Origin of the sequence: Priestia sp. JSM ZJ58, from assembly GCF_044383985.1 — a bacterium.
Taxonomy (GTDB): Bacteria; Bacillota; Bacilli; order Bacillales; family Bacillaceae_H; genus Priestia; species Priestia zanthoxyli.
In genome coordinates, this window is sequence record NZ_JBISEM010000001.1 from 1,552,488 (window position 1) to 1,578,300 (window position 25,813).

General features: G+C 37.9%; 32 protein-coding genes and 1 pseudogene. 21 read left to right on the forward strand and 12 right to left on the reverse strand.

The features are described from left to right. Positions 1-187: 187 nt before the first annotated feature. The gene (locus tag ACH6EI_RS08215; RefSeq protein WP_099331139.1) at positions 188-1,123 is read right to left on the reverse strand and encodes a helix-turn-helix transcriptional regulator; all 936 of its coding nucleotides are present in this window, start codon (positions 1,121-1,123) and stop codon (positions 188-190) included. A 90-nt stretch (positions 1,124-1,213) separates the two neighbouring features. Here ACH6EI_RS08215 and ACH6EI_RS08220 point away from each other — a divergent pair, with 90 nt between their 5' ends. Further along, positions 1,214-1,732 (forward strand): dihydrofolate reductase family protein, encoded by a 519-nt coding sequence (locus ACH6EI_RS08220; RefSeq protein WP_099331138.1) that lies wholly within the window; start codon positions 1,214-1,216, stop codon positions 1,730-1,732. A 77-nt stretch (positions 1,733-1,809) separates the two neighbouring features. Next, complete coding sequence (locus ACH6EI_RS08225; protein WP_014459259.1) at positions 1,810-2,250, forward strand: cell wall hydrolase; 441 nt, start codon at positions 1,810-1,812, stop codon at positions 2,248-2,250. Between the two features lie 137 nt (positions 2,251-2,387). Here the strand turns inward: ACH6EI_RS08225 and ACH6EI_RS08230 are convergent, their stop codons facing one another. After that, complete coding sequence (locus ACH6EI_RS08230; protein WP_099331137.1) at positions 2,388-2,912, reverse strand: hypothetical protein; 525 nt, start codon at positions 2,910-2,912, stop codon at positions 2,388-2,390. 145 nt (positions 2,913-3,057) lie between these two features. Next, positions 3,058-3,186 (reverse strand): hypothetical protein, encoded by a 129-nt coding sequence (locus tag ACH6EI_RS08235; protein ID WP_255219776.1) that lies wholly within the window; start codon positions 3,184-3,186, stop codon positions 3,058-3,060. Positions 3,187-3,632: 446 nt separating this feature from the next. Between ACH6EI_RS08235 and ACH6EI_RS08240 the strand changes: the two genes are divergently transcribed. Further along, positions 3,633-4,457, forward strand: coding sequence for an SPL family radical SAM protein (locus ACH6EI_RS08240; RefSeq protein ID WP_099000372.1), 825 nt, complete (start codon positions 3,633-3,635; stop codon positions 4,455-4,457). Between the two features lie 37 nt (positions 4,458-4,494). Here ACH6EI_RS08240 and ACH6EI_RS08245 read toward each other — a convergent pair whose 3' ends face one another. Together ACH6EI_RS08245 and ACH6EI_RS08250 are read right to left on the reverse strand one after the other, a co-directional pair. Next, on the reverse strand, positions 4,495-4,878 hold the full coding sequence (locus tag ACH6EI_RS08245) for a nuclear transport factor 2 family protein (protein WP_028414480.1): 384 nt from the start codon (positions 4,876-4,878) through the stop codon (positions 4,495-4,497). An 18-nt stretch (positions 4,879-4,896) separates the two neighbouring features. After that, positions 4,897-5,376: an RrF2 family transcriptional regulator gene (locus ACH6EI_RS08250; RefSeq protein ID WP_013057917.1), complete on the reverse strand. Its 480-nt coding sequence runs from the start codon at positions 5,374-5,376 to the stop codon at positions 4,897-4,899. A gap of 160 nt (positions 5,377-5,536) precedes the next feature. On the opposite strand from ACH6EI_RS08250, the gene ACH6EI_RS08255 reads away from it, so the two are divergent. Both ACH6EI_RS08255 and ACH6EI_RS08260 read left to right on the forward strand, forming a co-directional pair. Further along, a complete protein-coding gene (locus tag ACH6EI_RS08255) occupies positions 5,537-6,520 on the forward strand; it encodes a LacI family DNA-binding transcriptional regulator (RefSeq protein WP_028414479.1) in 984 nt (327 codons plus the stop codon). Between the two features lie 272 nt (positions 6,521-6,792). Continuing rightward, positions 6,793-7,476, forward strand: coding sequence for a TerC family protein (locus tag ACH6EI_RS08260; protein WP_028414478.1), 684 nt, complete (start codon positions 6,793-6,795; stop codon positions 7,474-7,476). A 38-nt stretch (positions 7,477-7,514) separates the two neighbouring features. Here ACH6EI_RS08260 and ACH6EI_RS08265 read toward each other — a convergent pair whose 3' ends face one another. Beyond that, positions 7,515-8,066 (reverse strand): helix-turn-helix domain-containing protein, encoded by a 552-nt coding sequence (locus ACH6EI_RS08265; protein ID WP_028414477.1) that lies wholly within the window; start codon positions 8,064-8,066, stop codon positions 7,515-7,517. 95 nt (positions 8,067-8,161) lie between these two features. Here ACH6EI_RS08265 and ACH6EI_RS08270 point away from each other — a divergent pair, with 95 nt between their 5' ends. Both ACH6EI_RS08270 and ACH6EI_RS08275 read left to right on the forward strand, forming a co-directional pair. Then, positions 8,162-8,887 (forward strand): AzlC family ABC transporter permease, encoded by a 726-nt coding sequence (locus ACH6EI_RS08270; RefSeq protein WP_033580524.1) that lies wholly within the window; start codon positions 8,162-8,164, stop codon positions 8,885-8,887. Beyond that, the gene (locus tag ACH6EI_RS08275; RefSeq protein WP_033580525.1) at positions 8,884-9,213 is read left to right on the forward strand and encodes an AzlD domain-containing protein; all 330 of its coding nucleotides are present in this window, start codon (positions 8,884-8,886) and stop codon (positions 9,211-9,213) included. The genes ACH6EI_RS08270 and ACH6EI_RS08275 overlap by 4 nt, the downstream gene beginning before the upstream one ends. Positions 9,214-9,329: 116 nt before the next feature. On the opposite strand, the gene ACH6EI_RS08280 is transcribed toward ACH6EI_RS08275, so the two are convergent. Continuing rightward, on the reverse strand, positions 9,330-9,743 hold the full coding sequence (locus ACH6EI_RS08280; RefSeq protein ID WP_028414474.1) for a DUF1259 domain-containing protein: 414 nt from the start codon (positions 9,741-9,743) through the stop codon (positions 9,330-9,332). Positions 9,744-9,857: 114 nt separating this feature from the next. After that, complete coding sequence (locus tag ACH6EI_RS08285) at positions 9,858-10,514, reverse strand: DUF975 family protein (RefSeq protein ID WP_028414473.1); 657 nt, start codon at positions 10,512-10,514, stop codon at positions 9,858-9,860. A gap of 282 nt (positions 10,515-10,796) precedes the next feature. On the opposite strand from ACH6EI_RS08285, the gene ACH6EI_RS08290 reads away from it, so the two are divergent. From ACH6EI_RS08290 to ACH6EI_RS08315, 6 genes are all read left to right on the forward strand, one after another. Further along, positions 10,797-11,342 (forward strand): CBO0543 family protein, encoded by a 546-nt coding sequence (locus tag ACH6EI_RS08290; RefSeq protein WP_028414472.1) that lies wholly within the window; start codon positions 10,797-10,799, stop codon positions 11,340-11,342. A 107-nt stretch (positions 11,343-11,449) separates the two neighbouring features. Next, positions 11,450-11,809, forward strand: coding sequence for a nuclear transport factor 2 family protein (locus ACH6EI_RS08295; protein WP_028414471.1), 360 nt, complete (start codon positions 11,450-11,452; stop codon positions 11,807-11,809). Between the two features lie 86 nt (positions 11,810-11,895). Then, positions 11,896-12,456 (forward strand): signal peptidase I, encoded by a 561-nt coding sequence (gene lepB, locus ACH6EI_RS08300; RefSeq protein WP_098112348.1) that lies wholly within the window; start codon positions 11,896-11,898, stop codon positions 12,454-12,456. A 235-nt stretch (positions 12,457-12,691) separates the two neighbouring features. Continuing rightward, the gene (locus tag ACH6EI_RS08305) at positions 12,692-13,255 is read left to right on the forward strand and encodes an NAD(P)H-dependent oxidoreductase (protein WP_098112347.1); all 564 of its coding nucleotides are present in this window, start codon (positions 12,692-12,694) and stop codon (positions 13,253-13,255) included. Positions 13,256-13,811: 556 nt separating this feature from the next. Further along, the gene (locus tag ACH6EI_RS08310) at positions 13,812-13,997 is read left to right on the forward strand and encodes a hypothetical protein (protein WP_014459286.1); all 186 of its coding nucleotides are present in this window, start codon (positions 13,812-13,814) and stop codon (positions 13,995-13,997) included. 490 nt (positions 13,998-14,487) lie between these two features. After that, positions 14,488-14,652, forward strand: coding sequence for a hypothetical protein (locus tag ACH6EI_RS08315; protein WP_013057894.1), 165 nt, complete (start codon positions 14,488-14,490; stop codon positions 14,650-14,652). Between the two features lie 81 nt (positions 14,653-14,733). On the opposite strand, the gene ACH6EI_RS08320 is transcribed toward ACH6EI_RS08315, so the two are convergent. Then, complete coding sequence (locus ACH6EI_RS08320; RefSeq protein ID WP_013057893.1) at positions 14,734-14,988, reverse strand: hypothetical protein; 255 nt, start codon at positions 14,986-14,988, stop codon at positions 14,734-14,736. Positions 14,989-15,350: 362 nt separating this feature from the next. Here ACH6EI_RS08320 and ACH6EI_RS08325 point away from each other — a divergent pair, with 362 nt between their 5' ends. From ACH6EI_RS08325 to ACH6EI_RS08355, 7 genes and pseudogenes are all read left to right on the forward strand, one after another. Next, a complete protein-coding gene (locus ACH6EI_RS08325) occupies positions 15,351-16,157 on the forward strand; it encodes a cell wall hydrolase (RefSeq protein ID WP_099331136.1) in 807 nt (268 codons plus the stop codon). A gap of 563 nt (positions 16,158-16,720) precedes the next feature. Then, positions 16,721-17,671 carry an ABC transporter permease gene (locus ACH6EI_RS08330; RefSeq protein ID WP_028414467.1) on the forward strand — a complete coding sequence of 317 codons (951 nt, stop codon included), beginning with the start codon at positions 16,721-16,723 and terminating at the stop codon, positions 17,669-17,671. Beyond that, on the forward strand, positions 17,664-18,611 hold the full coding sequence (locus ACH6EI_RS08335; protein WP_034267834.1) for an iron chelate uptake ABC transporter family permease subunit: 948 nt from the start codon (positions 17,664-17,666) through the stop codon (positions 18,609-18,611). The genes ACH6EI_RS08330 and ACH6EI_RS08335 overlap by 8 nt, the downstream gene beginning before the upstream one ends. Continuing rightward, on the forward strand, positions 18,605-19,363 hold the full coding sequence (locus ACH6EI_RS08340; RefSeq protein ID WP_028414465.1) for an iron ABC transporter ATP-binding protein: 759 nt from the start codon (positions 18,605-18,607) through the stop codon (positions 19,361-19,363). Before ACH6EI_RS08335 ends, ACH6EI_RS08340 begins: the two co-directional genes overlap by 7 nt. 23 nt (positions 19,364-19,386) lie before the next feature. Then, positions 19,387-20,343, forward strand: coding sequence for a siderophore ABC transporter substrate-binding protein (locus ACH6EI_RS08345; RefSeq protein WP_028414464.1), 957 nt, complete (start codon positions 19,387-19,389; stop codon positions 20,341-20,343). A 43-nt stretch (positions 20,344-20,386) separates the two neighbouring features. After that, a pseudogene (locus tag ACH6EI_RS08350) lies at positions 20,387-20,653 on the forward strand (manganese catalase family protein); the annotation flags it as partial. A 262-nt stretch (positions 20,654-20,915) separates the two neighbouring features. Further along, complete coding sequence (locus ACH6EI_RS08355; protein WP_014459290.1) at positions 20,916-21,056, forward strand: hypothetical protein; 141 nt, start codon at positions 20,916-20,918, stop codon at positions 21,054-21,056. A gap of 468 nt (positions 21,057-21,524) precedes the next feature. On the opposite strand, the gene ACH6EI_RS08360 is transcribed toward ACH6EI_RS08355, so the two are convergent. The 3 genes from ACH6EI_RS08360 to ACH6EI_RS08370 form a co-directional block, all read right to left on the reverse strand. Next, on the reverse strand, positions 21,525-22,604 hold the full coding sequence (locus ACH6EI_RS08360; RefSeq protein WP_099331135.1) for a PrsW family intramembrane metalloprotease: 1,080 nt from the start codon (positions 22,602-22,604) through the stop codon (positions 21,525-21,527). 238 nt (positions 22,605-22,842) lie between these two features. Next, positions 22,843-23,091 carry a hypothetical protein gene (locus ACH6EI_RS08365; protein ID WP_033580533.1) on the reverse strand — a complete coding sequence of 83 codons (249 nt, stop codon included), beginning with the start codon at positions 23,089-23,091 and terminating at the stop codon, positions 22,843-22,845. 22 nt (positions 23,092-23,113) lie between these two features. After that, the gene (locus ACH6EI_RS08370; protein WP_034267848.1) at positions 23,114-23,728 is read right to left on the reverse strand and encodes an NAD(P)-dependent oxidoreductase; all 615 of its coding nucleotides are present in this window, start codon (positions 23,726-23,728) and stop codon (positions 23,114-23,116) included. Between the two features lie 535 nt (positions 23,729-24,263). On the opposite strand from ACH6EI_RS08370, the gene ACH6EI_RS08375 reads away from it, so the two are divergent. After that, on the forward strand, positions 24,264-25,751 hold the full coding sequence (locus ACH6EI_RS08375; protein ID WP_033580536.1) for a hypothetical protein: 1,488 nt from the start codon (positions 24,264-24,266) through the stop codon (positions 25,749-25,751). Positions 25,752-25,813 lie beyond the last annotated feature (62 nt).

The window sequence follows — 25,813 nt, forward strand, 5'->3', positions numbered from 1 at the left end:
CATATCATCTAAAGACGAACAAACTTGAGAAATGAACTCGTATGGATTGCTTGTGATACCGCTAGAAGTAGCCATATACATGAAACCTCCATTCAGCATACCAATGAAAAAACCCAAACGAATTTAATTCTCTATCAAGAGTCTCAATTCATCGTTTCTTCCTTCGAAAACTACTTTTGTCCCCACCTTATTTATACCGCCTTAGCGTTTCTTCTGCGTGACAGCAGATCTTTTGAATTAGCTCCTGAGGTTCTTCAATAAGGGCATGAGCACCTAGCGTATAGAAAAAAGAAGCCATGTAGCTTAATTCATTTCCGTCCGTTATCGTATCAATATAGCCAGTGCCATCACGCGTCACCTTCACATGATTTTCAAGCCACGGAACGCCTTTACACTGACGAACGCCTTCGTGCGTCAAGGTTACTTTTAACGAAATCGGCTGTGTGTTTTCAGGAGTTGTTTCAAGCCATTCCTTTAACGTAAGAGACTTCTTTTCGTCTTTTTCTAAAATCTTTAATGAGTGAATACGATCTGCTCGAAACAATAATACTTTTTGCTTATCGTAGGAATAAGCGGGGCAGTACCATAAACCGTTATGAGCATAAATGCCAAGAGGCTTGGCTTGTTTCCTTGTTTGACCCGTCCTTGAATCATAAAGAAATTCAATATATTTTCCTTCAAGGCTTGCTTCTAACAGCGCTTTCAAATAAGGAGTGTTTAGATTTCTTTTAGGATTCCAAAATGCAATATGAGCACTCATTTTATCTACTTTTTTCTTCGTTTCTTCAGACAAATATACATAAAATTTTTGAAGAGCTGCATGAATTTCTGCATCAAATGGAAGGTTATGATAATACTGCAGAGCTTGATAGGCAAAAAAGATCGAAATGGCTTCTTCTTCTGTAAACAAAATAGGAGGGAGAATACGGTTTTTTAACACTCTGTAACCACCGCTCCGTCCTTTTTCACTGTAAAGAGGCAGTCCTAATTCGCTTAAGTCCAGTAAATAGCGCTGAACGGTCCGCACGGAAAGCCCAAATTCCTCTGCTAGTTCTTTTGCCGTAAACGTTCTTTTTGTGTTAATAAACATGAGCATATCTACAAGTCGTCTAGATTTAGCCATTTATTTTCACCTTTTTCTTTTAATATGACAAAAAGTGTCGTATTAAGATGATATCATACAGAAACAGTAAAGTTGAAAGGAGAAAAGGGAATGAAGAAAAAAATTGTCGTATATATTGCTGCAAGCTTAGATGGGTATATCGCAAGAGAAAACGGAGAGATTGACTGGCTACAAAGCGTAGAAGGAGAGGGAGACAACGGGTACGAAGATTTTTATCAAACGTGTGATGCGGTCGTTATGGGAAAGGCTACGTACGACCACGTGCTGAAGCTCACACCTGAGTTCCCGTATCTCGATAAAAAGTGCTACGTGTTTAGCCGATCAGCTCAAGGAAAAGATCAGTACGTAGAGTTTGTAAACGAAAGCGTGGCGTCATTTCTCAACAACCTCGATCAAGACGCTAAAAAAATATGGCTAGTGGGAGGCGCTGAGATCCTTGCTGATTTCTTAAAAGCAGAGAGTGTAGATGAATTTATCATATCGGTCATTCCTGTTTTGCTTGGGGGTGGTATTCCGCTATTCAAACAAGGAATTCCAGAAATGGACTTGAAGCTTACCGATATGAAGCAGTACGGGCAAATCGCTCAGCTGTATTACAAAAGAGGATAAACATCCACCTTCTGTTATTTTAGGGACAGTGACATCAAGAGCGTCCTTTTTTCATAGTATATTTTTGGGGTGAAAAAATGCCAAGAGTAAGTTATCGAGATTCAGATGTTGCTTTAATGGCAAGGATGATGAGAGCAGAAGCTGAAGGCGAAGGAAAACAAGGCATGCTGTATGTTGGAAATGTCATTGTAAATCGCCTTAAAGCAAACTGTTTAGATTTCAAAGATTTAAGATCAGTTCCGCAAGTTATTTACCAGGTGCAAGGAGGCAACTATTCATTTGAAGCAGTTCAAAAAGGGAACGTATTTTATCAAAGAGCAAGAAGTGTTGAAAAAAGGTTAGCCAAAAAGAATTTGGATTATTGGAGAGAACACCCGGGGAAATATGCCTTGTGGTACTTTAATCCATCCGCTCCATGCCCTCCAACCTGGTACGGTCAGCCCGCTTCTGGTCAATACAAAAATCACTGTTACTATGAGCCAAAACCAGGAACGTGCGCTAGCGTTTATAACGGTTAGATAGCTTATGAGATATGCTGCATTCTAAAGGTTTGACCTTAAAAAACTTTAGCTGCAGGTGACAAGGTAGTCGTTCTTCATATAATGAAAGAAAGCCCTCTTTTCATAAAGGGGGCTTTTGCTAATTGGTGCATGTCTCATTTTGCTTCAAATTTTATGTTTTTACCAGCAGCAAATTCGGATTGATCCTTCGCTTTTGTATCCTTTACCACCCAGGACGTCTTTACCTTAGCTGCTGCTAAAATATCTTTGATTTGCTTATCGGTTAAGCCTTTCGTATAAAGGACAAATTCCCTTGTATAGATGTTTTTGTTTTCTTGCTCTTCATCTGCACCGCTGCCAAACCAATATCTTGTTTGGTGATCGTCTTTCATGTTATTAAAAGCTTCTTTATAGTTAGGTAGCTTAACTTGAATATCCGACAGGTAGTTCGTACCGCGTAAAGTAAGAGTCATATGTACTTTGTGAAAATCTTTTTTAGAGGGGCTTGTTAACCCTGATGTTCCAACTTCACTAAATTCTTTTTTCGTCAGCGGTGTAACTGTAGTAGAAACAGAAACTTTTGGATCTGAATTATTTGTCACAACGTCTTCGGTACTGCAGGCACTTAAAATGAACAGCGTTAAAAGAGCATAAATTGCTCCCATCACTTTTTTCTTCATGCTCGTTCTCCTTTGTCATTAATAGATAATGGTACTCATTCGCCATGTTCATTATCTTTACCTTTATTTGTCTCAACGTCATGATTAATGAAGAAAAGTATAGAAACATTAAAAAGAGAAATGCCTCGGCATTTCTCTTTTTGTTCTATGAGTCTGGATTAAGCGAAGTATGCGTATACTCCGGCATACGCTCTTCTTTTTCCGTTAGTTGAGTATCGGGGCTTTGCTGCTCTTGTGAAACAGGAGACAGCGTGGATTTTTGTTCATGATTCATGTTTGTCATTCCTCCTTCTATGAAGTGAGCTGTTAATCAAGTTTATACGTTTACTAATCTTGCTATTAATTTACGTTACATTGTAAAAAATATACAAATAAAACGTGCATAAATGTAAAAATAGTATAAAATACCATGATTATTTTTGTTTAGATACGGGTAGAGTTAAGTACATTACTTTTATCCATTGATGATTGAAAACACATACATAAAAAACAAAGGGAGTGGAGAAAGATGAGAAAAGAAGAGCAGCCTGTATTATCTGATTTTATTGAAAAGGACCAATTTGAGTTAAATTCATATTTAACCTCTTTACTTGAAACGACAAGTGAAAAGAAAGAAAATCAAAGTTGATGAGTTGAAAACATAAAGGGCTACTTTCCATGTGGGAAGTAGTTTTTTCATTTGTGAACTTGATATACTTATTGGACAAAGAGGTGAGAAAGATGAACCAAAAAGACGTGGTTTCGAAAAGTATTTTAACAAAAGCGACCGGCTTTTTGGCATCCGGTTATACTCATAGTTTAAATCCGTATGCTGGATGTACATTCTCCTGCAAATTTTGCTACGTGCGAGAACTACCAATTCAGCGTTTTAAAGAAATGGAGTGGGGAACGTGGTTAGAGCTGAAATTCAACGCAGCTGAAGTCTATCAAAAAGAAATACAAAAACTGCGAAAAAAAGAGCAGCCGGTGTGCATTTTTATGTCTTCAGCGACAGATCCCTATCAGCCGGCTGAGCGTAAAGCAGGCATCACTCGGGCTCTTTTAGAAACAATGATCAATCATCCGCCTGATTTTTTACTGATTCAAACAAGATCGCCGCTTGTGACGAGAGATATTGATTTGCTTTTACAGCTTCAAAAAGTATGTGACCTTCGCGTATCGATGACTATTGAAACAGACCGAGAAGATGTAAAACAAATTTTTTCTCCTTATGCTCCGGGGATGAAACTTCGTATGAATGCGTTAAAAAAAGTAAAAGAAAGCGGAATTTTAACGCAAGTAGCCATTGCTCCAATGCTTCCTTTCACGCCTGAATTTCCTGAGAAAATAGAAGGAATGATGGACCGGATTTGCATTGATACCTTGTACTTAGGAGACGGTTCCTTAGGGAAAACGTCTAAAAGGCTAGGGATGCCGGAACTATTTGATCAGCACGGTTTCCTAGACTGGTATGACAAAGACATTCATATCAAAGCCATTCGTTATTTTGAAAAATTTTATCCTTCTTCGATGATTTATCTTTCTCAAGAAGGGTTTGCGCCGTAAAAAAAGAAGGGCCTATATAGCCCTTCTTTTCTCCATATTAATTTTTATACGTATCAAACATGTTTGTGTCATCAGGTACGTTTTCTAAATAACTGATCTTCCCGTTTTTATCTAGCTTAGCAATATCTTTTCCTGTTTGAGTAAATACGCTGCCAGATGCACGTTTTCCGCATACTGCCCAAGGCGTTTCAAACATGTCCGTACCTTCAACTGCTTTCCAGCCTTCGAACATATGCTTAATATCAGCATTTTCTTTAAAAACCATTTTCACAAACAGCTTCCAGTTTTCAATGCCTTGCTTTTCGTGGCCGTTTAAGACAAATACGATATCGTCTGAAAAAAGGCTCACCAATTCTTCAAATGCTTGTTCGCTTGTACGTGATTGATCGAATAAATCAAAATATCTATTTAAGTTTTCCATGATAATCTCCTTTGGGTGCTACAGCACCATTTTTTCTTCTACAGTTGCTTTTAGCATGTCCAGGTTTTCTTTTGGACATTTTTTATGAATTTCATTTGTAAGCGTGGCAATGGTTTGCCGTTTTAAAATGGACTGCCATGAAGATTCGGCTTCTTCCATTAAATCGGATAATAAGCAAATATCTTTGTCTTTTAAATTAAGCATATCGTGAAAAATACCGCTTGATGAATAAAGAGACTGCTTGCCTTCAATGGCTACGTATACGTCATAGATTCGAATTTCTTCCGGCGTTTTCTTTAAGCGAAATCCACCTTTGCTACCAGGAACGGAAGCAAGTAAATCAGCGCTAACCAGCTTGCGAAGAAGCTTTTGAAAATACGTAGGCGAGCCCCCAAGCTGAGTGCTGATAACATCTCCTGGCAGCACAGCTTTTTCAGGTAAAAACGTAAGCAGCAAAATGGCATACACGGATTGCTCAACGCCTGTTTTCATGTGCAAAAACATCATCTCCTGCTATATGTGTACAACGTGGATAATATTTATCCACGTTTAGGTTATCATACCGCTTATGAAGCAAAAAGTAAAGCAGTTACTTAATATACACGCGATATTCGTGTATACTGTGAAAGAAGCAGCAACAAAATACGGAGATGAGAGAATGACAACTATTGCAGATATCGCTCGGCTTGCAGGAGTAGCAAAAAGCACTGTATCCCGCTACCTTAACGGAGGGTCTGTGAGCGATGCGACGAAACGAAAAATTGAAGGAATTATTAAAGAAACAAACTATAGCCCAAATGCTTTTGCTCAAAGCTTAAAAGCAAAAAAAACAAATATCATCGGTGTCATTGTTCCGCGCATGGGTTCTTTTGCGACTTCCCGCACATTAGATGGCATTGACCAAGAACTTAGAGACCACCACTATCAAATGATTGTTTCCAATTCTAATCAAGATTTAGAAAGAGAAATTGAAAATATTTATACGCTGGCTAAGCAGAAGGTAGCCGGTATTATTTTGCTTGCCGTTCAGATTACAAAAGCTCATTTGGAAGCGTTCCGTACGATTTCAATTCCCGTTTTGCTAATTGGACAGGAGCATAAAGAAGTTCACAGTTTAATTCACCAAGATTACGAGGCTGCATGCGACATTGGAAGGTACATAGGGGAAAAAGGGCATAAAAAAATCGCTTTTTTAGGCGTAACTGAAAAGGACATAGCTGTAGGTGTAAAGAGAAAAGAAGGGGTAAAGCAAGGTCTTAAAGACAGCGACTGCGAGATCCGCTGTTATGAAACAAGCTTTAACATGAGCGATGCAATCGGAGCAGCTACGGCAGTGATGAAAGAATTTAACCCGTCCATGATTGTATGTGCGACCGATAACATTGCGCTTGGTACGTTAAAGGCCGCTTATTTAAACGGACTGCGCGTTCCTGAAGATGTATCCATTACCGGCTTTGGAGGCTATGAAATTACAGGTGTGATTCATCCGAGCTTAACAACCGTAAAATATTACTATAAAGAAGCGGGCCAAATGGGAGCACAGCGAATTATCAAGCTAGTTAACGGCGAAGAAGTCGAAAAGCTTACACTTTCGAACTATGAATTGATTGAAAGAGAAAGCGTTGACAATCGTTTTACATAAAAAATGATTGACAGAATGTAGGAGGTGCTATAGTATAAATGGTGTAAATACAAACAAATAATTGAACGTATCTCCTAAAGGGGAGTAGCTTTAACAGCAAAGTCGTCATTACAGAGATTATCTCTCGGCTTTGTTGGCGACATTATGTTGTTAGCAAGACCTTTACCGCTTATTTGGTAAGGGTCTTTTTTGTATTCAATTATAAAAAAGGAGGAAAAGGCTCGGACATTTAGAGGAGAAACGTTACATAAAAAGAGAAGGTGGAGGTAACTATGGAGGAACTAATTGGCGTATCAGTGCAAGGTTTGCTGCAAATTATTTTTCTTGATTTAATTTTAAGCGGAGATAACGCGATTGTGATTGCAATGGCGGCTCGTAACGTACCAAAAGACTTACAAAAAAGAGCGATTTTAATTGGAACAGGCGGCGCGATTGGTCTTCGATTATTATTTGCGGCTATTATTGTCCCATTATTAAAGATTCCATTAATCGGAGCGGTCGGCGGCTTGATGCTAGTCTGGATCGCGTATAAATTATTAGCCGATAATCACGAACACGGCGATAACCCTCAAGGTGGAGCAACGGTATGGAGTGCGGTTAAAACGATTATTATCGCAGATGCGGTCATGTCATTAGATAACGTATTAGCTCTAGCTGGTGTAGCTCATGAATTTGTTCCAATTATGATTGGTGTATTAATTTCAATTCCGATTATTATTTGGGGAAGCAGCTTTATTATGAAAGCAATGGAAAAATTTCCGATTATCATTTACGCTGGAGCGGCGATGCTCGCATGGTCTGCTGGAAAAATGATTGTTGAAGATAAAATTATTGGTGGATTTGTTCCAAGTACAGCTTTACATCTTGCTGTTCAAGTTATCTTAACGATTGCAGTTGTAAGTATTGGATACATGAAAAACAAAAAAATGAAAAAAGAACAAGCCCACGCAGCTTAATAAAAAAAGAGCGTACGGATGATCCGTACGCTCTTTTTTTATGATTCGGGATAGTGCATAAGTAAAAAAAAGCTTGCTTCTTCTTCAGATGAATTGATATAGCTGTGAGAGGTATTTCCTGAAAAATGCAGAGCGTCTCCTGAGACTAATTCATGTTCTTCACTTTCAAAACGAACCGTTAATTCTCCTTCTTTAATAAGTAAGTATTCATCTCCTAAGTGAGTTTTTGCTTCATGCACGCATCCGGGCTTTAATGTGACAATGTAAATTTCAAACTTTTTTTCCGGGTGATAAGGAAAAAAAGAATACACTAAGTAATCACCTTTGTTGTCCGTGATGGGATCTAGCTGTTTTATGCTTACTTTCTGCACATCCGGAGTGTCTTCTTTTATAAATACAGAAAAAGAGACTTGAAGGCCGTTCGCAATCTTCCAAAGCGTAGTAACTGTCGGACTGGATTTACCTTTTTCAATTTGTGCAAGCATTGCTTTGCTCACACCTGTTAATTCAGAAACTTGATCAAGCGTCAAATTTCGATTTTTTCGTAGTTTAACAAGATTTTTAGCAATAATATCTTGAATCGCGTCCATTGTTGTACTCCTTTAATGATTATAAAGATAGTATAACATACCGTTGTTTAATATAACGTATAGATGTATAATATAGCAGAAAAGGAGGGAGTACGGTGATCGCAGAAAAAGCAGTACAGCAGAGAGAAAAAGTGGATCTAACGTTCAGACAAGGGGCCAAGGACTGTGTCCCTACGCTACTCGGTTACATAAGCATAGGGCTTGCCGCCGGGATTGTCGGCGTGTCCTCGCATCTTTCCGTTATGGAAGTTACTTTATTATCAGCGCTCGTGTATGCCGGGGCTGCTCAGTTTATTATTTGTGCACTGATGGTTGCGAACAGTTCGATTTCAGCTATTATTCTCACAACATTCATCGTTAACTTACGACATTTTCTTTTGAGTGCTACGGTCGCGCCTAAATTCACAAAATATTCGTTATTAAAAAACGTCGGAATTGGAGCACTTCTGACGGATGAATCATTTGGAGTGTCTTCAAATAAAATTGCAAAAGGGGAGCCAATTAATGACCGCTGGATGAACGGATTAAATATAACGGCTTACGTCAGCTGGATTATCGCCTGTACGATGGGAGCCATTTTTGGGCATTTGCTATCTGACCCGGAAGCCTTTGGATTTGATTTTGCCTTAACGGCTATGTTTTTAGCTCTGCTTGTTTTACAAATCGAAAGCGTGTTACCTTCAAAACTTAATCATTATTTACGTTTAATTCTTTATATGGCGATTATTATGATTGTGCTGTCTTTTTTGGTACCTTCACATGTAGCTGTCTTAATTTCAACGATTATTGTAGCGACGATTGGGGTGGTGACGGATAAATGAGTATCCACTATTCAACACTTATCATTATTTTAGGGTGTGCCCTTGTTACCGTAGTTCCTCGTATTGTTCCGTTTTTAGTTGTGCGTAACATCGCGCTGCCAGAACCCGTATTAAAATGGCTGTCCTATATTCCTATTTGTATTTTAACAGCACTTGTTGTACAGAACTTTATCATTCAAACAAATGACAGTGTGAAAATTAACTGGCCCGTCATCATCGTAGTTATTCCAACCTTACTGATTGCGCTGAAAACAAAAAGTTTATCCATCACCGTTATTAGCGGAGTTGGAATGATGGCGCTGCTTCGTTTGTTTTTATTTTCATAAAAGAGGCTTTTCGTTTAGTTGAAGATAAAATTGAGTCTACTCATAATATGTTCATTCATAAAAAAAGAAGCATCTTTTATAGCTCTACCATGCTTTTAAAAGGTGCTTCTTTTTTATTATACGTTTGTTGAAACAGGCAAGCTGCTTAGCGTTGTAAAACAAAAAGCCATTTTTTTTGCAAAATGCAAAGGAGGCTCTACAGATTGAATATGAAGATACATAAGGACGGGTTCTGTAAAAAGCCAATGGTTATGCAAAGCGCTTACGATAAGACCTTGCCGCGCAGCAGCTTCTGTAAAACGAGGGATTTCTTCTTGTAAAATAGCAATCTCAGCCAAGTTTAACGCGTTTCCCTGCGCGTCTATCGCCTCAAATGATACGCCAACAGGAACGACAGAGCTGCTTTTCCGCCCTTGAACAGAAGCCTGAAAGCTTCTTTTAAGCGACACTGAGCATCCTGTTGGACTAACTTTGCTTTTAGCGTTTAAAATCTGGCCAAACTGCTGACATATCTCACTTGTAGTATACATATAAGCCCCTGCCTTTCTTCTATACTCTTAGTAAGCTTTATGACATAAGAGCTTCACTTATGCAAACCGTGTTCTTATAAAAAAATCCTCTTCACGATGAAGAGGATTTTTTTATTATTCAGCATGCGATGAACGTTCGTTTAACAAATTTTCATAAAAACGAGCAAGTGAAGCAGAAAGGTATGGAATAGACCATAAAAAGCCGATTCCTACTGTAATAATACTTAATAAAAACCAGCCAAGAAAGCTTAGCAGCAGCAGGAAGTACTGTCCTTTATAACCATTCATCAACCTACGGCTTTCTGTAATCGCTTGATTCATCGAGTAAGTAGGATTGTCTTTACAAATATAGTACGTTTGTGAATATGCCAGTGCTTTAATAATTCCAGGAATCAGTAAAAGCAGTGACCACAGCATCACATAAAGAGTCATAAGTACATAAATTCCTAATGACTTTACATAAAGGCCAAAGTCTTGGAATGTTTTAAACAAGTGCCCCAATCGAACAGATTCACCTCGTGCTAGACCTAAAAATGCCCAGTAGTTCGCCATCAGAAGAGGCGAGAAGACAATAGCAAAGGCAGTTGAAATCCATGAAGCGGAATCAGATTCATCTTTCATCCAATTGTCATAGCCGCCGCTTGCCACAATTTCAAATGGAATAGGCAGAAGCGTATATACTCCGTACGTCACCACTGTCAGTAGAATCGCAAGTCCCCAGCGATTCTTTAAAGAAGCTTTAGCTTCTCTTTTAATCGTACCGATGTTCATGTTGTTCCTCCTTTAATGTTGCAAAACAGTATCTTTTTTGCTCGTATTAACATGTAAACCATGCACAATTGTTAATTTTGTATGAAATGAAAATAATAGTCAATAGGTTCTGAGATGAAAAGAGCGCTCTTACAAAAATTTTTACTAGACAGATAGAAATCTCTAAGTAGCTACAATCTGCTTTTGAAGAAGGAGGAGGTGCAAAAGCACTGTGTGCGATGTTTTATTTTAGTATGAAGTGAAACCCTCATGGAAAGACTTTCTAAGATAGGAGGGATTTCTATGTTTGAAATGATTAAAATGATGCAACAAGTCTTAAACAAAAAGGAATTTTCTTATTGGGTTCATCAAGATCTTTTTAGTTTTCAATGGTGGCTCATAGTAGTGATAAACGCTCTTTTTCTGCTGCTTTTTTACTTTTTTATTGATAGACAGCGCCTCTTTTTTATGCTTCTCGTTTTTTTTATCAGCTTTGACATAGTCGGTTTAGTAGATGAATTCGGGAAATTTTTTAACCTGTGGTGCTATCCTCACCAGATGCTGCCGTTTACAGATCGCTTCAATACGGTTGACTTTGCTATTATTCCGGTAAGTATTGCACTCGTCTACCAATTTTTCAGCAAATGGAAATTTTTCTTTATCGCACATATTATTACGTCTGCCGTTATTGCTTTTATAGGCATTCCAATATTCAAAGCGCTGTATTTGTACAAATTGCTGAACTGGTCGATGTTTTATTCATTTCTTACAGTATTCATCATGGGAATTGTCGTGAAAATAATTAGCGATTGGATGGCAGGTAAGAAGAGAGGTTATAGGGTTAGCTAAACAAATAATACTCCTGTCTATTTGAGATAGGAGTATTATTTGTTTAAAGGAAAACGGCAGTATTCCTTTATAATAAATGTAAGAAAGAATGAGAGGAGACCGTGAAAGTGGAAAAAGCGAATATCACCCGGACATTTTATGAGTTGGAATGCAGCCACTTAAAATCAGAGATACGAACCTCTGCTAAAGAGCTTTCAAACATTCTTGCAGATGGTTACGTGGAGTTTGGCAGCTCGGGCAGGGTATGGAAACGAAAAGATTACAATAACAATCATGTACTTTCGCCAGATGTATTTGAGATCTCTCATTTTCATGTAGACGTATTGTCTCCTGACTGCGTATTAACTACCTATCATCTTATGAACCATACGGCAGAAAAAAAGACGCTTCGCAGTTCTATTTGGCGAAAAAGAGAAGAAAAGTGGCGCTTGTTTTTCCATCAAGGCACAGTGACAAACGGTGAGTAATAAATAAGATTATTCGGTTATTATTATACTTTCCCTCTATTTGATGCTATGATGAAAGTATATTTTGACGTAAGGGATGTTTTGAAATGAGCAAAAATAACGTAAAAAAAGAAGTGTTTTCATGGATTAAGTCCATTGTTATTGCATTGGTTATTGTAGTGGGAGTTCGCCATTTTTTATTTGCGCCAACTACGGTTCACGGTGAATCGATGTATCCAACGTTTGAAGATTCAAACCGCGTTATTTTAAATAAAATCAGTGATGTTGATCGCTTTGATATGATTGTATTTCATGCACCGGATGCAGATGAAAACTATATTAAACGTGTAATTGGACTGCCAGGAGATACGGTAGAAATGAAAAACGACGTTCTGTATATCAACGGCAAAGCTTATAAAGAGCCGTATTTAAAAGACTCTAAAAAATCTCTTGCACCTAATGAAAAATTCACGGAAGATTTTACGCTTCAAACGCTGCCTGCAACTGATGGCAAAGTGAAGGTACCGAAAAATTCACTATTTGTCATGGGTGACAACCGTCCTGTAAGCCATGATGGACGAGCATTTGGCTTTATTTCACAAAAATCAGTGATCGGAAAAGTGCAGTTTCGCTACTATCCGTTAAATGAAGTAGGCGAACCGAAATAAAAAAGACAGAAAGACTGACGAAATTTAATTCGTCAGTCTTTTTTTGTTGGGTGAAAAGAACTGATTTTTAAAAAAACGACTTGCTTTATGCAAGTTAAACATCTTCTAAAGAATTAGTAAATTAGACCTTATGTTACTTCAAAGTAAGAGTAGGTACTGATAGGTAAGTGATTTTTATGGGTATACAGATATATGAAGATAAAGAAGCAAGGATTTTGGAAAGGAGCAGGTCAGCATGAAAAACGTATTAATCATTAACGGACACGAGTATTATAAAAAGTCAAAAGGAGAGTTAAATCAGACGATTTTTAATGAAATGCAGCATTTACTCGCTGATCAATTTGACATTAAAACAACGGTGGTTGATAAAGGCTACGAAGTAGAAGAAGAAATTGAAAAGTGGCTATGGGCTGATGTTGTGATTATGCAGACGCCTATTTACTGGTTCAGCATTCCCGGAAAGTTTAAGCAATATATTGATCGCGTGTATATGGATAACATTTTCTTTAAAGGTTCCAATCAATACGGGCGAGGCGGCTTATTAACGGGGAAACAATACATGTTTTCTCTTACATGGAATGCGCCGGAAGCGATTTTTAACAATGACGAAGCTTTCTATGAAGGAAAAAGTTTAGACGAAGCCATTATGCATTTGCATAAAATGAATCAGTACGTCGGTATGAGTCCACTTCCAACATACTCTATTCACGATGTAGTTAAACATCCAAACATTGATCACTACAAGCATAAATTAGAAAATCACGTAGCAGAAGTATTTGGAATAGGTGAGGGACATTAAAAATCAATCTCTACAAAAAAACCGACTAAACAGTCGGTTTTTTTTATTCATTATGATGCAAAAATCGTATCTCTTAATTATTGGAGCTGAGGATTCAAAGCCGATTTATATGGCAACGGTTGTAAAGAGGAACTTCCCTATATTAACGGCAAAATTGTGCGCGTAGAATGTCATGAATGCAATCGCACAATGGTATTTCAAGTTGATGTTTATAAAGAGTTTTATAAAGAGGTTTATAAGCGTGTCTCTACGAAACCTAACCGAGTATCAAAAAAATATAAAAAAGATATAAATAAATTTTTAATTGGAGTTCCTATAAGGTTAGTGAGCAAGCCTTATCGTCTCATAAAAGATTTTAACGAATCCATGCGTACTATTCACCGATACAAAAAATGAACTGCTGCTCTTAAAATTTTTATATAAATGATTTCCTTGAAAATCATGTTTTGGATGTTTAAGGAAAGGGTATAGTAAATAGTTCTCCGATATGAAATGAATTATGAAGCAGTACTTACACGTATCTTTACTTTAAAGTCTAAGAAGGTGAAGGTATGGGATGGATGAACGACTAGAAAATAAACGTTGGGTTGCCTATTGCCCTGTGACGGATCGGCTCGTAAATCTAGAACTTTCTTCTATTAAAAAAGAAGGAAAGAAAGACATCATCACCAGTTGTACAGGCATTGAAGATATTTGTCATACTTGCTTTATAACAAATACCGGGGATGTATCAAAAACATAGCGCGATGTTTGTAAAAGAGATGTGAGTTAGCGCTGCCTGTTATTATAACTCATGCACAAACACCTGTAGTATTTATCTTTTTTTAAATGCTACAGGTGTTTTTTGTTTAACTGGAATCTTTTGAAAATAAGCTTGCTGAGCACTTACAGGATCTGCACATCAAGCAGCAATTTTAATTGTGAGAATGCTTTTTTAGATGTTATATAAATTTTATCAGGTATGGAGCTAGGAAAAGTAAAAACATAAAAAAGCTGCTTTATATAAAGCAGCTTTCTTACGTGACAGTTTCAAACTTCAGGGTGTGAGGTGGGATAGTTTTTGTTTACCCCCCTATATGTAAATAAAACAATCTAAATGATAATGAAGTAGAAGTTATTTATTCCATTTGTTTATAAATTGTTTAAATCCAACATGAAGCAGTTTAGCGTTGGAAAATAAGGGAAAAAGCATACTAACTTGCCTGTGTATATTTAGAAAAGGAGGGATAAAGATGTCGTTAGCTCATTTTGATGATATTTCAGAAATTTGCTATGCATGTGAAAAACAGCCTCTTGGGAAAAGACAAAAACGCATTGGCGTATGGACGGAAAAAGAAATGAGAAAGCCTGTTGAAGAGAGAGTAGAAAATCAGAAGGTGGTCGCACTTTCTCGTTAATGTAAAAAAGCCTTTAGCTCATCTAAAGGCTTTTTTACGTATTGGCGTTTGGACATGTGTGAAGGGTCATAGAAGCAATCGTTATAAATCTTCTAGTCTTTGAACTTTTTTGCCTTCTATTTTATGCTGTTCCATCGTTTCTTTTAACTCTTTGTTCGCCGTTGTCATCGTTGTTTCATTTGTTACGCCCATAAATGACCAGCCGTGAGATTCAAGCCAGTACTTGAATTCCCGCAAAAACTCTTCCTGCGTTCCTCCCGTATGATAAAAAGCTCCTTGAATTGTAATAGCCGGTTTTTCCGTATTATACGTCACATACATTTTATTTGCACACATCCAAATAGACCTCCTTTATTAATAAACAAACGTAAATTGACAAAGAAGCGCTGAATCATTCCTCAATAGTTACACTATTTCTCTATTTGACTGCTGTTTTCCTTTTTATCTCTGCGATTAATCATAATTAAATCAAGTTTTTTACAGAAAGAGGAATGTAAGTAAACAGATAAAAAGCTCGTTTCGCAATGAAATCGTCATATTTCTACATATTCTTTAAGGGGCATGTAAAAGTTGTAACATAATGAATGGCACTGTAAGAAACTTAATCCAATTAGAACAAATGTTACTGTTTTTTTTAATGAAAAGGCGAATCTATGTGCTAAGGTAATAACAGGTTCAAATTTTAGGAGGTAGTTTTTGTGAGTAAAAAACGTGTAAAAAAATGGGCAGTTGCTTCTGCAGCGTCTGTAGCATTTCTAGCAAGTCAAGGAACAGCATCAGCAGCAGCTTCGCACAAAGTCGTAAAAGGAGATACCTTGTGGGGGCTTGGCCAACAAAATGGGGTTACGGTAGATGAGCTGAAAGGTGCTAATAACCGCCAAAACGACATGATTTACGTTGGAGAAACATTAACGATTCCTGACCAGGGACAAGCACAACCTGCCGCTAGTCCGGCAACATCTGTACATACAGTAGCACAAGGCGAAACGTTATATCATATTGCAACACAAAACGGCATGACTGTGGATCAGTTAAAAGCTGTTAACGGTTTACAAAGTGATATCATTACCATCGGACAAACATTAAAACTTCAAGGAGAAGCACCGGCGCCGGCACAAACTGCTCCGTCTACATCGGTTTCTGCACAAGATCAAGATTTACTAGCTAGATTAGTAGAGGCAGAAGCAAAAGGTGAGCCGTACCAAGGAAAAGTAGCGGTAGCAATTGTGGTATTAAACCGTGTAGCTTCACCGGAATTCCCAAATAACATTCACGACGTTATTTATCAGCAGCTAGGAAACGGCGTCTATCAATTTTCACCAGTAGCAAACGGAGCAATTAATCAGCCTGCATCAGAAGAATCAAAACGAGCGGTAAGTGAAGCATTATCAAACCCGCATGAAAACGCTGCGCTGTTTTTCTATAATCCGAAAATCGCTGAAAGTCAATGGGTTGCAACGCAGCAAGTAACGGCAGTTATCGGAAACCATGTATTTGCAAAATAAGTAGATTTCTTTCAAATATAAACATATATTTCATATATATGTAATTGCGATACAAAGAGGCTGCGACAAAAGTATTTTGCTTAAAGTTAAATCCGAACCATTAATAATTATTAATGGTTCGGATTTTTTGTTGTTATGGTGAACGTAGATTTCATGTATGTAGTTATTTCTAGCTGGTGGTTAGAGGCGAAGACTCCTGCGAAAAAAGCGTAAGGGATGAGACCTCACGGAGCGCGAAGCCTTGCACGGAAATCAACAGCGGTGAAACAAGCAGTCCAGATCATTTATTCCTATTATTCGTCTTTAAATGAGGGCGAGTTAGGTATGTTTTAATCTCTTATGTATGAAGAGAGAAATAGCTCTTTTTAAGTTTAATTGAACCTTAAAATGCCTTAACAGATCCATCTGTTAAGGCATTTTTTTGCTTTAATTTTAAGAAAACCATTGATTATTTAGAGAATAATGGTATTATAGGGGTAGTCAATTGATAATGATAATCATTTACATATGATATAGAGGAGGAGATAACTAGACTTCTAGATGAAAGAAAGGAGCAAGGAAAGTTGAAGTTTTATCAGTTAATTCTTGTGTTTGCTGTACTAGCGGTTTCGTCTCTTTTTGTAGGAGTACAAGACCTGTCAGCGATGGATCTGTTTCATTTAACAAAAGAAGAAAGCCAAACGCTGTTTTTTAGTCGTTTTCCTAGGCTTTTGAGTATTATTATGGCGGGAATGAGCCTTAGTATTTGCGGGTTAATTATGCAGCAAATTACGCGAAATAAGTTTGTCTCTCCAACAACTGCAGGAACGATGGACTGGGCAAGACTTGGTGTGTTGATTTCTCTACTAGTATTTGCTTCAGCAAGTCCTCTATTAAAAATGAGCATTGCTTTCATTTTCTCACTTGCGGGCAATCTATTGTTTATGAGAATACTAGACAGAATTAAATTTAACGATACGATTTATATTCCACTAGTTGGTTTAATGCTCGGCAGTATCGTAAGTTCCCTAGCTACCTTCATCGCTTACAAATACGATTTGATTCAAAACCTTTCTTCATGGCTGCAAGGCGACTTTTCGCTAGTAGTCAAAGGGCGATATGAACTTTTATACCTGAGTATACCGCTCTTAATAATTGCTTATCTTTACGCAGATAAGTTCACGGTTGCTGGTATGGGAGAAAGCTTTTCAATCAATTTAGGCGTGAAATACAAACAAATCGTAAACATTGGATTAGTCATTGTTTCGCTTATTACGTCGATTACGATTTTGACCGTTGGCATGCTGCCTTTTTTAGGATTAATCATCCCCAATATCGTATCGATTTACCGTGGAGATCATTTGCGAAAAAGCCTGCCTCATACAGCGGTGCTTGGAGCTGTATTCGTACTTGCGTGCGATATTTTAGGCAGAGTCATTATTTTCCCTTATGAAGTTTCTATTGGGTTAATGGTCGGTGTAATAGGAAGTGCGATCTTTCTTTTTATGCTGATAAGGAGAGGTCGTTATGCATAACAAATATAAAATTATTATTCTGGCCGCGCTGGCTATTTTGTCGGCTGCGCTGTTTATCAGCTATGATTTAGGCTACTGGCAGTACACGCTGCCGCGAAGAATTGAAAAAGTCGCTGCGATTGTTTTAACCGGAGGAGCAATTGCGTTTTCATCCGTTATCTTTCAAACGATTACCAATAATCGAATTCTAACTCCTAGTATTCTAGGACTGGATTCACTGTATTTATTTCTGCAAACGTTTATTGTGTACATCTTTGGCTCGACGAATATTGTCATCATGAACAAAAATCTTAACTTTCTTCTTTGCGTTTCGCTGATGATTATCTTTTCGGTCTTGCTTTACATACTGATGTTCAAAAAAGCCGGTAAGAATATTTTCTTTATTTTACTGGTTGGAATTGTGTTCGGCACGTTATTTAAAAGCATGTCTTCATTTATGGAAATGCTGATTGATCCGAATGAATTTCAAATTGTACAAGATAAATCATTTGCAAGCTTTAACAATGTCAATACTGATTTGCTATACATAGCAGCGGTTATTTTTATCCTGCTTGGCATTTACGTATGGCGTTTTACCTCCATTTTTGATGTTCTGTCGTTAGGAAGAGAACATGCGGTAAATTTAGGTATTGATTATGACAGGCTTGTCAAAAAAATGCTGATTGTGATCGCCATTTTTGTCTCAGTGGCCACAGCTTTAGTTGGGCCGATTACCTTTCTTGGACTGCTTGTTGTGAACCTTGCGAGAGAACTGTTCAAAACTTACAAGCACACCTATCTAATGATGGGATCACTGCTGCTTAGTGTTATAGCCCTCGTCGGAGGAGAATTTATTGTTGAAAAAGTGTTCACCTTCAGCACCACGCTGAGCGTCATCATTGACTTTGCCGGCGGAATTTACTTTATTTATTTGCTGCTAAAGGAGAATAGATCATGGTAGAAGTAACAAATGTCAGTAAAAAATACGGAGAAAAAACCGTTTTAGAAAAAACATCTGTGGTGATTCCAAAAGGGAAAATCACATCATTTATCGGCCCAAACGGAGCGGGGAAAAGTACGCTGCTTTCCATTATGAGCCGTCTTATTAAAGCCGACTCAGGATCAATATCAATAGAAGGAAAAAATATAGAGAATATTGACAGCTCGGATTTAGCCAAAAAAATGAGCATTTTAAAACAGTCCAATCAGCTGAATATCAGACTTAGCGTACGTGAACTCGTAAATTTTGGCCGGTTTCCTTATTCAAAAGGCCGGTTAACAAAAAGCGATGAACAAGCGGTTGATCAGGCGCTGAGTTATATGAAGCTTGAAAGTATTCAAGATAAATACTTAGATGAACTGAGCGGAGGACAGTGTCAGCGAGCTTTTATCGCTATGGTCATCGCACAGGACACGGAGTATATCTTCTTAGATGAACCGCTCAATAACTTAGATATGAAGCATTCTGTTGAAATTATGAAGCTGTTGAAACGTCTCGTAGAAGACTTAGGCAAAACCATTGTGATTGTCATTCACGATATTAATTTTGCGTCTGTCTATTCGGATTACATCGTGGCGCTTAAAAACGGTGAAGTGATCCGTGAAGGCCCAACAGAAACCATCATTCAAACATCTGTATTAAAGGATATATACGATATGGATATTCCAATCGAAACGGTTGGCGGACAGCGTATTTGCGTTTATTTTTCATAAAATTTATTCATGAGGTGACAAAAGTGAAAAAAGTGTTAGTAATGTTTGTAGCAGTCTTAACGGCGATTGTTGTGGCCGCTTGCGGTAATCAAGGAGCAAAAGAAACAACAGGTGGAGAAAGTAAGCAAAAAGAAACGGTAACGGTAACCGATCAGTTCAATAAAGACGGAATTAAAATTGAGAAAAATCCTAAAAAAGTTGTAGTATTCAGCATGGGTGCACTTGATACGCTAGATAAACTAGGCGTTGAAGTAGCGGGCTTGCCAAAACAAGCGATTCCTGAGTATTTATCAAAGTATCAAGATGATAAGTATGCGAATGTAGGTGGCTTAAAAGAACCTGATTTCGAAAAGATTGCAGAACTAAAGCCAGACTTAATTATTATTCAAGGCCGCCAAGCAGATTCATTTGATGAATTTTCAAAAATTGCGCCGACGATCTATATCGATACGGACAACCAGCACTATATGAAGTCATTTAAAGAAAACACAAAAGTACTAGGACAAATTTTTGATAAAGAAGATCAAGCGAAAAAAGATCTAGCAGCAATTGATAAGCAAATTGCAGATTTGAAAAAACAAGCGGACAAACTAGATAAAAAAGCGCTTGTAATGATGGCAAATGACAGCAAAATGACAGCATTTGGTCCAGGGTCTAAATACGGATTAATTCATGATGTATTTGGTATCAAAGCAGCAGACGACAGCCTAGATCCATCGGCTAAGCACGGTCAAAGCATTGCATATGAATATTTAGTTAAGCAAAACCCGGACTACTTATTCGTGGTTGACCGCGGCGCAGCAATTGGTGAAAAATCATCTGCTAAACAAATTGTTGAAAATGAGTATGTAAAAGAAGTCAATGCAGTGAAAAACAATCACGTTGTGTATCTTGATCCAGGTCTTTGGTATTTATCTGGAGGAGGCCTTGAGTCAATGGCAGGCATGATTAAAGAAATCAAAGCAGGGATAGAGAAATAATAGAGAAAAAGGAGCTGGTTTTAACCAGCTCCTTTTTTTGTGCATGGACTGGGGCAAGCTTTTCCCTGTACCAAATTATGATATTAATAAATACCCTGAATGAAGAAAATTTGTCGAGATGGGCTATCATAACACGCAATTTGATTTTAGGTTAGATCTGCACAGAATGGAAGAAATATTCCAAGGGCAGACGCCAAGCAGAAATGGCGGAGACTTGAGCGTAACGCCTCCACCGGAAGCTTTTCCCGTTCCTCACTTATCTGAAATGCCAAATGAGCACGCTCCAGGTTCAGGAGACATGAATGCATAAAAGTATGCCAATTAGCTTTAATGAATTAGAGCTAAAGTAAATAAAAAAACATTGACTGAGAGCTAGTAGTCAATGTTTTTTTATATTTTCTCAGCTAAATGATGTCATTCCTCTAAAGGTAAGAACACCTCGTCGTTTGCATAAGCTCCGGATGAAATGTTTGTTCTACATCTATTTGTTAATTTAATTGTTTTTTACAAGAAGAAAAGGGAATACTTTCTTTAATCGCTTGTAATAGAAAGCTAATAAGGGGCATGCTGCTATGAGTAGTCAACAAGATGAATTTTTATTTAAAAGAGAGCTCTATCGCTTAGTACAAGAATATAAACGTTGTAAAGTTGAAGAAATTAGACGGGCCATTCAAAAGGATATTCTGCTTTTGAAAAAGGTTATAAATAACTAAAATAGATAGACACAGACAAAAAAGCTCATGTCAGTTAATAAATGAACTTTTTTGTCTGTTTTAAACTTGCTCAAACGAATTAATATGTCTATTAATGGTCTTAGGAAGATTATGGATCATATTAAACAAAGCTAACGCAGCTGTTTCCAGTTCTTCATAACGATAAATGATATCGTTCTCAATGTCGCAGATTTGAAAACTGTTTAATTGTTCTGAATAACTCAGTGTAAACCTATTAGCAAGAGTATGAGTAATGTCACTATCTTTATAATTTACTAAATTTGTTATCATATGCTTAATTTCAGTGAGGTTCATTCACCAAGTCACCCTTTCATGTTATTGAGGTTATCATATCATGTACAGGTAATTTGAATGCTGTTTTTTACAATTTGTAACACCAATTTTCAAAATGAAACATAAAGGTAATAAAAAGTTAAAACGAGCAGCTTAACGCAAGCTGAACATCTCCTAAGAGGGTGTAGGATTTTCTTTAGAGTAGGTCAACTCCAACTTTTTATCCGCGATTTCTTTTAGACCAATACGGATCATACTGAATACTAAAATCCATAAGACAACCGTCAAAATCGTATGTCCTGCTGGGACAACACCTAGTATAGGTGAGTCCCAAAGAGCGTGCATAAAAACGACAAGCAAAAATACACCGAGAAATTTCAGTTTTACCAGCATGTTCCACTGAAATTTCTTATCTTCTTGTACGATGCATATGGCAGCTCCTGTCAAGGCAGCCCAAGCCACATGCCCCCCAGGAGCGAAAATACTGCGCCAGAGTAATGTGGAATAAAGCATGTGAAAGCTGCCGGAAAGAAGTGCCCGTAGAGCATAGCCAGCGGTTTCAAAAGCAGCAAAACCAGCTCCTATTGCAGCTCCTAAGAGAAGTCCGTTAAGGATATATCTATATTTAAGATTGCGTACAAAATAAATAACAGCGATAACTTTAGCCAGTTCCTCACATATTCCAATCACGATCACGTTTGTGTTATTTCCAAGAATATCATAAAACACAAGTGCTAATAAAAGTGAGAGGATTCCGCCAATAAAAACGACATAAACAATTTTGTAAATAGCAATATTCTGCGGAGCGTTCATTTCCCAAAAGAAAATGAGCGTAGTAAATGGCACTGCAAAAGCACCGACTACAATAAGACCGGGTATAAAGTTGATGTTTTCGAACAAGCTTACGCCTAGATATAGTCCTAAGTATGCGACAAGCGCAATAAGAAAGACCCTTGCAAAAAGCCAAGGCTTTGGCCATGTATTTACAACTTCTTCTATTTTAGGAGTCGTAAGCCCTGTTCCTACAATAAAAAGCCGTTCAGCTTCCATTTCACTGTGCTGTCGGAAGACTCGAGAGAATATATTTCGAAATTTAGGTTCAACCGAACGTTCATTTCTTGGAATTTTATCAACACGATGGGCAAACAAGTAGAATATGCTGTAGTTTTCATCGTGGTCCACGATTTCATGGCCGCAATTTAAGCAGAATTTTACCCCTTCCGGATTAGAATAAGCGCAATGGGGGCATTTCATTTATCTTCCTCCTCTTTCTTTTGACGCTTGTCTTACGATATCTTCTACATATATTATGTGAGTTGATGAAAAAAGCATAAGAGGGTTTGGCAGGTAATTTGCTTAAATAATGGAATGGTACAGAAGCTATTGCTGAAAGAGACCTCATGAAAGCTAAAAAAGGCTGCGTCATAAGGCGAATATTCGACTTACAGCACAGCCCTTTATATGATTAAAAATGTGGATGTTTATAATGCTACTACGCAATAAAAAAGCTTCCTGAAATAAAAATGATGACACCAATGACCATCATTAATGTTTCGCGGTCTTTTTTTCCTGTTTTTTTATTAGCAGGAAGCAGCGATTTTGAAAGAGGCTTGGCAAAAATGATGACAAGCATGCAAACAGCAGCAAAGATGCCAAGCGCCACTTGGAAATTACCTTCAATAAAGACGCATGCCATTAAAAGTACAAGACTTATTTTTAGAAAAATTTTTGATAGGTTCACTATCAACACTCCTTTAGAACACTTAATACGAAAGACTTAGTGATTTTTTTATGTGCCTGTTGTTTTCTACGGCTTGAAGGAGAAAATGAGCGACATCAGAACGGCTGATGTTGCGTCCGTTTTCTGGTATGCTAGCTTCTCCTATACGATAATACGTGGTTAACGGACCGCTCGTTAGACCCATTGGCCGAGCAACGGTCCAGTCGAGTCCGCTTACCTTCAAGAGCTTCACGGCTTCGTGATGGTCGCGAAGCACATTTTTTAAAATACGCTGAGCAAGCCAGCCCGTCATGCCTGGAATTTCTCCGTCGATTCCGGCTGAAGCCGTGTAGGCGATACGCTGAATTCCGTTTTCGTTCATACATTGAATCAGCAGATTTGTCGTTTCTACTAAAAGGGTAGAATGCCCTAGATTTTCGGTTCCCAGACAAGAAATGACTGCATCACACCCTCGCATAGCCTGACACACTTCATAATAATCAAGCACGTCGCCTTGTATGATGTGTACGTTCGCATGCGTTACCTTAAGCTTAGATGGATTTCGCACAAAAGCTTTTACATAATGTCCGTTTTTAATCGCTTGCTTGATTACTTCCTGTCCGGTCCTGCCGCTTGCGCCAATCAAAAAAATGTTCATACGATCAACCCTTTCGTTTCAATGTAGGTAGTAAAAACGAAATTTTCTTTTACCATAACACATTTTTCTCGATTTAGCTTGTCAAAACATAAAAGCTACTTACGAGATTCACCAAAGTAAGAGGTATCCTCTGTTCTTTTTTAAAACTTATGTCATAGACTGTCTAGAAAACAAAGAAATGTACGAACGGTTTATAAAGGTGTTTAATGCTAGAGAAGCGAAAGGGTATTATAAGAATAAGGGACGAACAGAAGGGGCGATGCACGATGAAAAAATCGGTAAGCCGAGCACGTGTTATCATAGTACTAATAGGTTTTCCGCTCATCTTTCTCATTATGGCGCTTGTGACCGGTGAGTGGCGATATATGACTTGGATGATCCCGCCTGCACTGATGTCATGTTGGACGGCACTCTTCGTATTAAGAAAGCAAGAAGAAAGATAACAGGAAATTTGAACTATTGCATCGAATTTATAGAAAAAGTATAAAATGATAGAAAGCTATAGTAAGAAAATTTAATGAAGGACGGTGTGAAGATGAACGGACAACAGTTATTGTATGGGTTGCTTACGTCTAAAGGCGATATCCTAAGAGCTGCTTATGTGTTATGTGACCACCGCATTTATACGGAAATGTCAGCACAGTATCAGCAAACGGAGCATACGGATTTTCAAGCATCATTGGTAGAAGAAATGAAATTGCTTGAAAAACAGCCTGAAGTAGACATGCATCTGCATATTTTGCTTGAAATGGCGAAGTTTTTTGAACTTCCCGTTTCTCATGCTACAACAAACGGCGAGCTGTACGAGTTAAGCGATAACATTGGAAATTTGCTTGTATCTAAATACAATGAGCTGTTTTCAATTGCACGCTGTCATACGCTAGAAGACGTAATGCGCCATCAAATCCGACTGTTCTTTCATCTAATTGATTCGCAATACATGATTGCTACAAATCGTCAGCAAGCTGTGTTTCAGCAGCAGCTGATGAATTGGATTGAGCAGCTTCCTCCCATGTATCAGGAAAGAATGATTGATGTATTAGGAGAATATCAGCAGGCAGCGCTTGTGAAACTGCTGCAAAAAAAAGGGACAATCGAGCTATACAAACAGCTTCCTCCGCACGCATACCCTGCTATTTCAGGCCTTATGGCAACCGTAATGAGTATCTTTATTCCCGTTAATTACCCGCCAGCACTGCTATTTAGTATGAATGCGCCGCTTTTTTTAATGGCGAGCTTTGAAAGTCATGAAATTATTGCAAAACGCAAAGAAGCTGGAACGTTTTTACCGCTGTTATTAGTAGTTGTTCAGCTGATGTGGACGTACAAGCTTGAGCATCAGGATGAGCTGTTGAATTATCAGTCTCTATTGATCAAGTGGTCATCTGTACACACAACGTATCAAGATTATGTAAAAAAGAAAGAGCAGTCACTGTTTGATCGTGAACGGTTAGACAACTTTATTTATAAAACAGAGCAGTATGTTAAGCAGCTCCGCGCTACGGAGAAAAAGACGGTGAAACAAATTGAAACGCTCAAAACAGCCATTCGCCATCAGCTTGATGAAATGGAGCTCACATCGTTAAACGGAGGGCTTGTGCTTCAAAAAATGATTGAAGAGCATGAATCATTAAAACAGGATGTAGAAGAACTGCAGCGCAAGCTTTCGATTAAAGGTGACTTCTTCTCTAAAGTAAGGCTGACGTTCCGTTCTGCAGAACGAGCTGTCAAAAGCAAAGTGAAAGAAGTAGAGCGTAAAAAAGTGCTTATGCAAATGACGGACTTTATTTTAGCAAATCGCTTGCCCGTATGCGTGGATATTCAAAATGAAATTTATGATTATCAAGACGAGCTGACGACGACTATTTTTCAAATTAATCAGCAGGTCGAGCTGCTTGAAGAAACAAAACAAAGCCGCCAGCTAGCCGATGCAAAAGTACGCCGCTATGATCAAGAAATAAAGCGATTTGAGCGGAACTATTATGGCTTAAAAGAAGGAACAGTTGAAGAAATGGCACAGTAAAACTGGGACAAACGTATTTTATCCGAACGAGTTTGATTCTTTATGAAGAATCAAACTCGTTT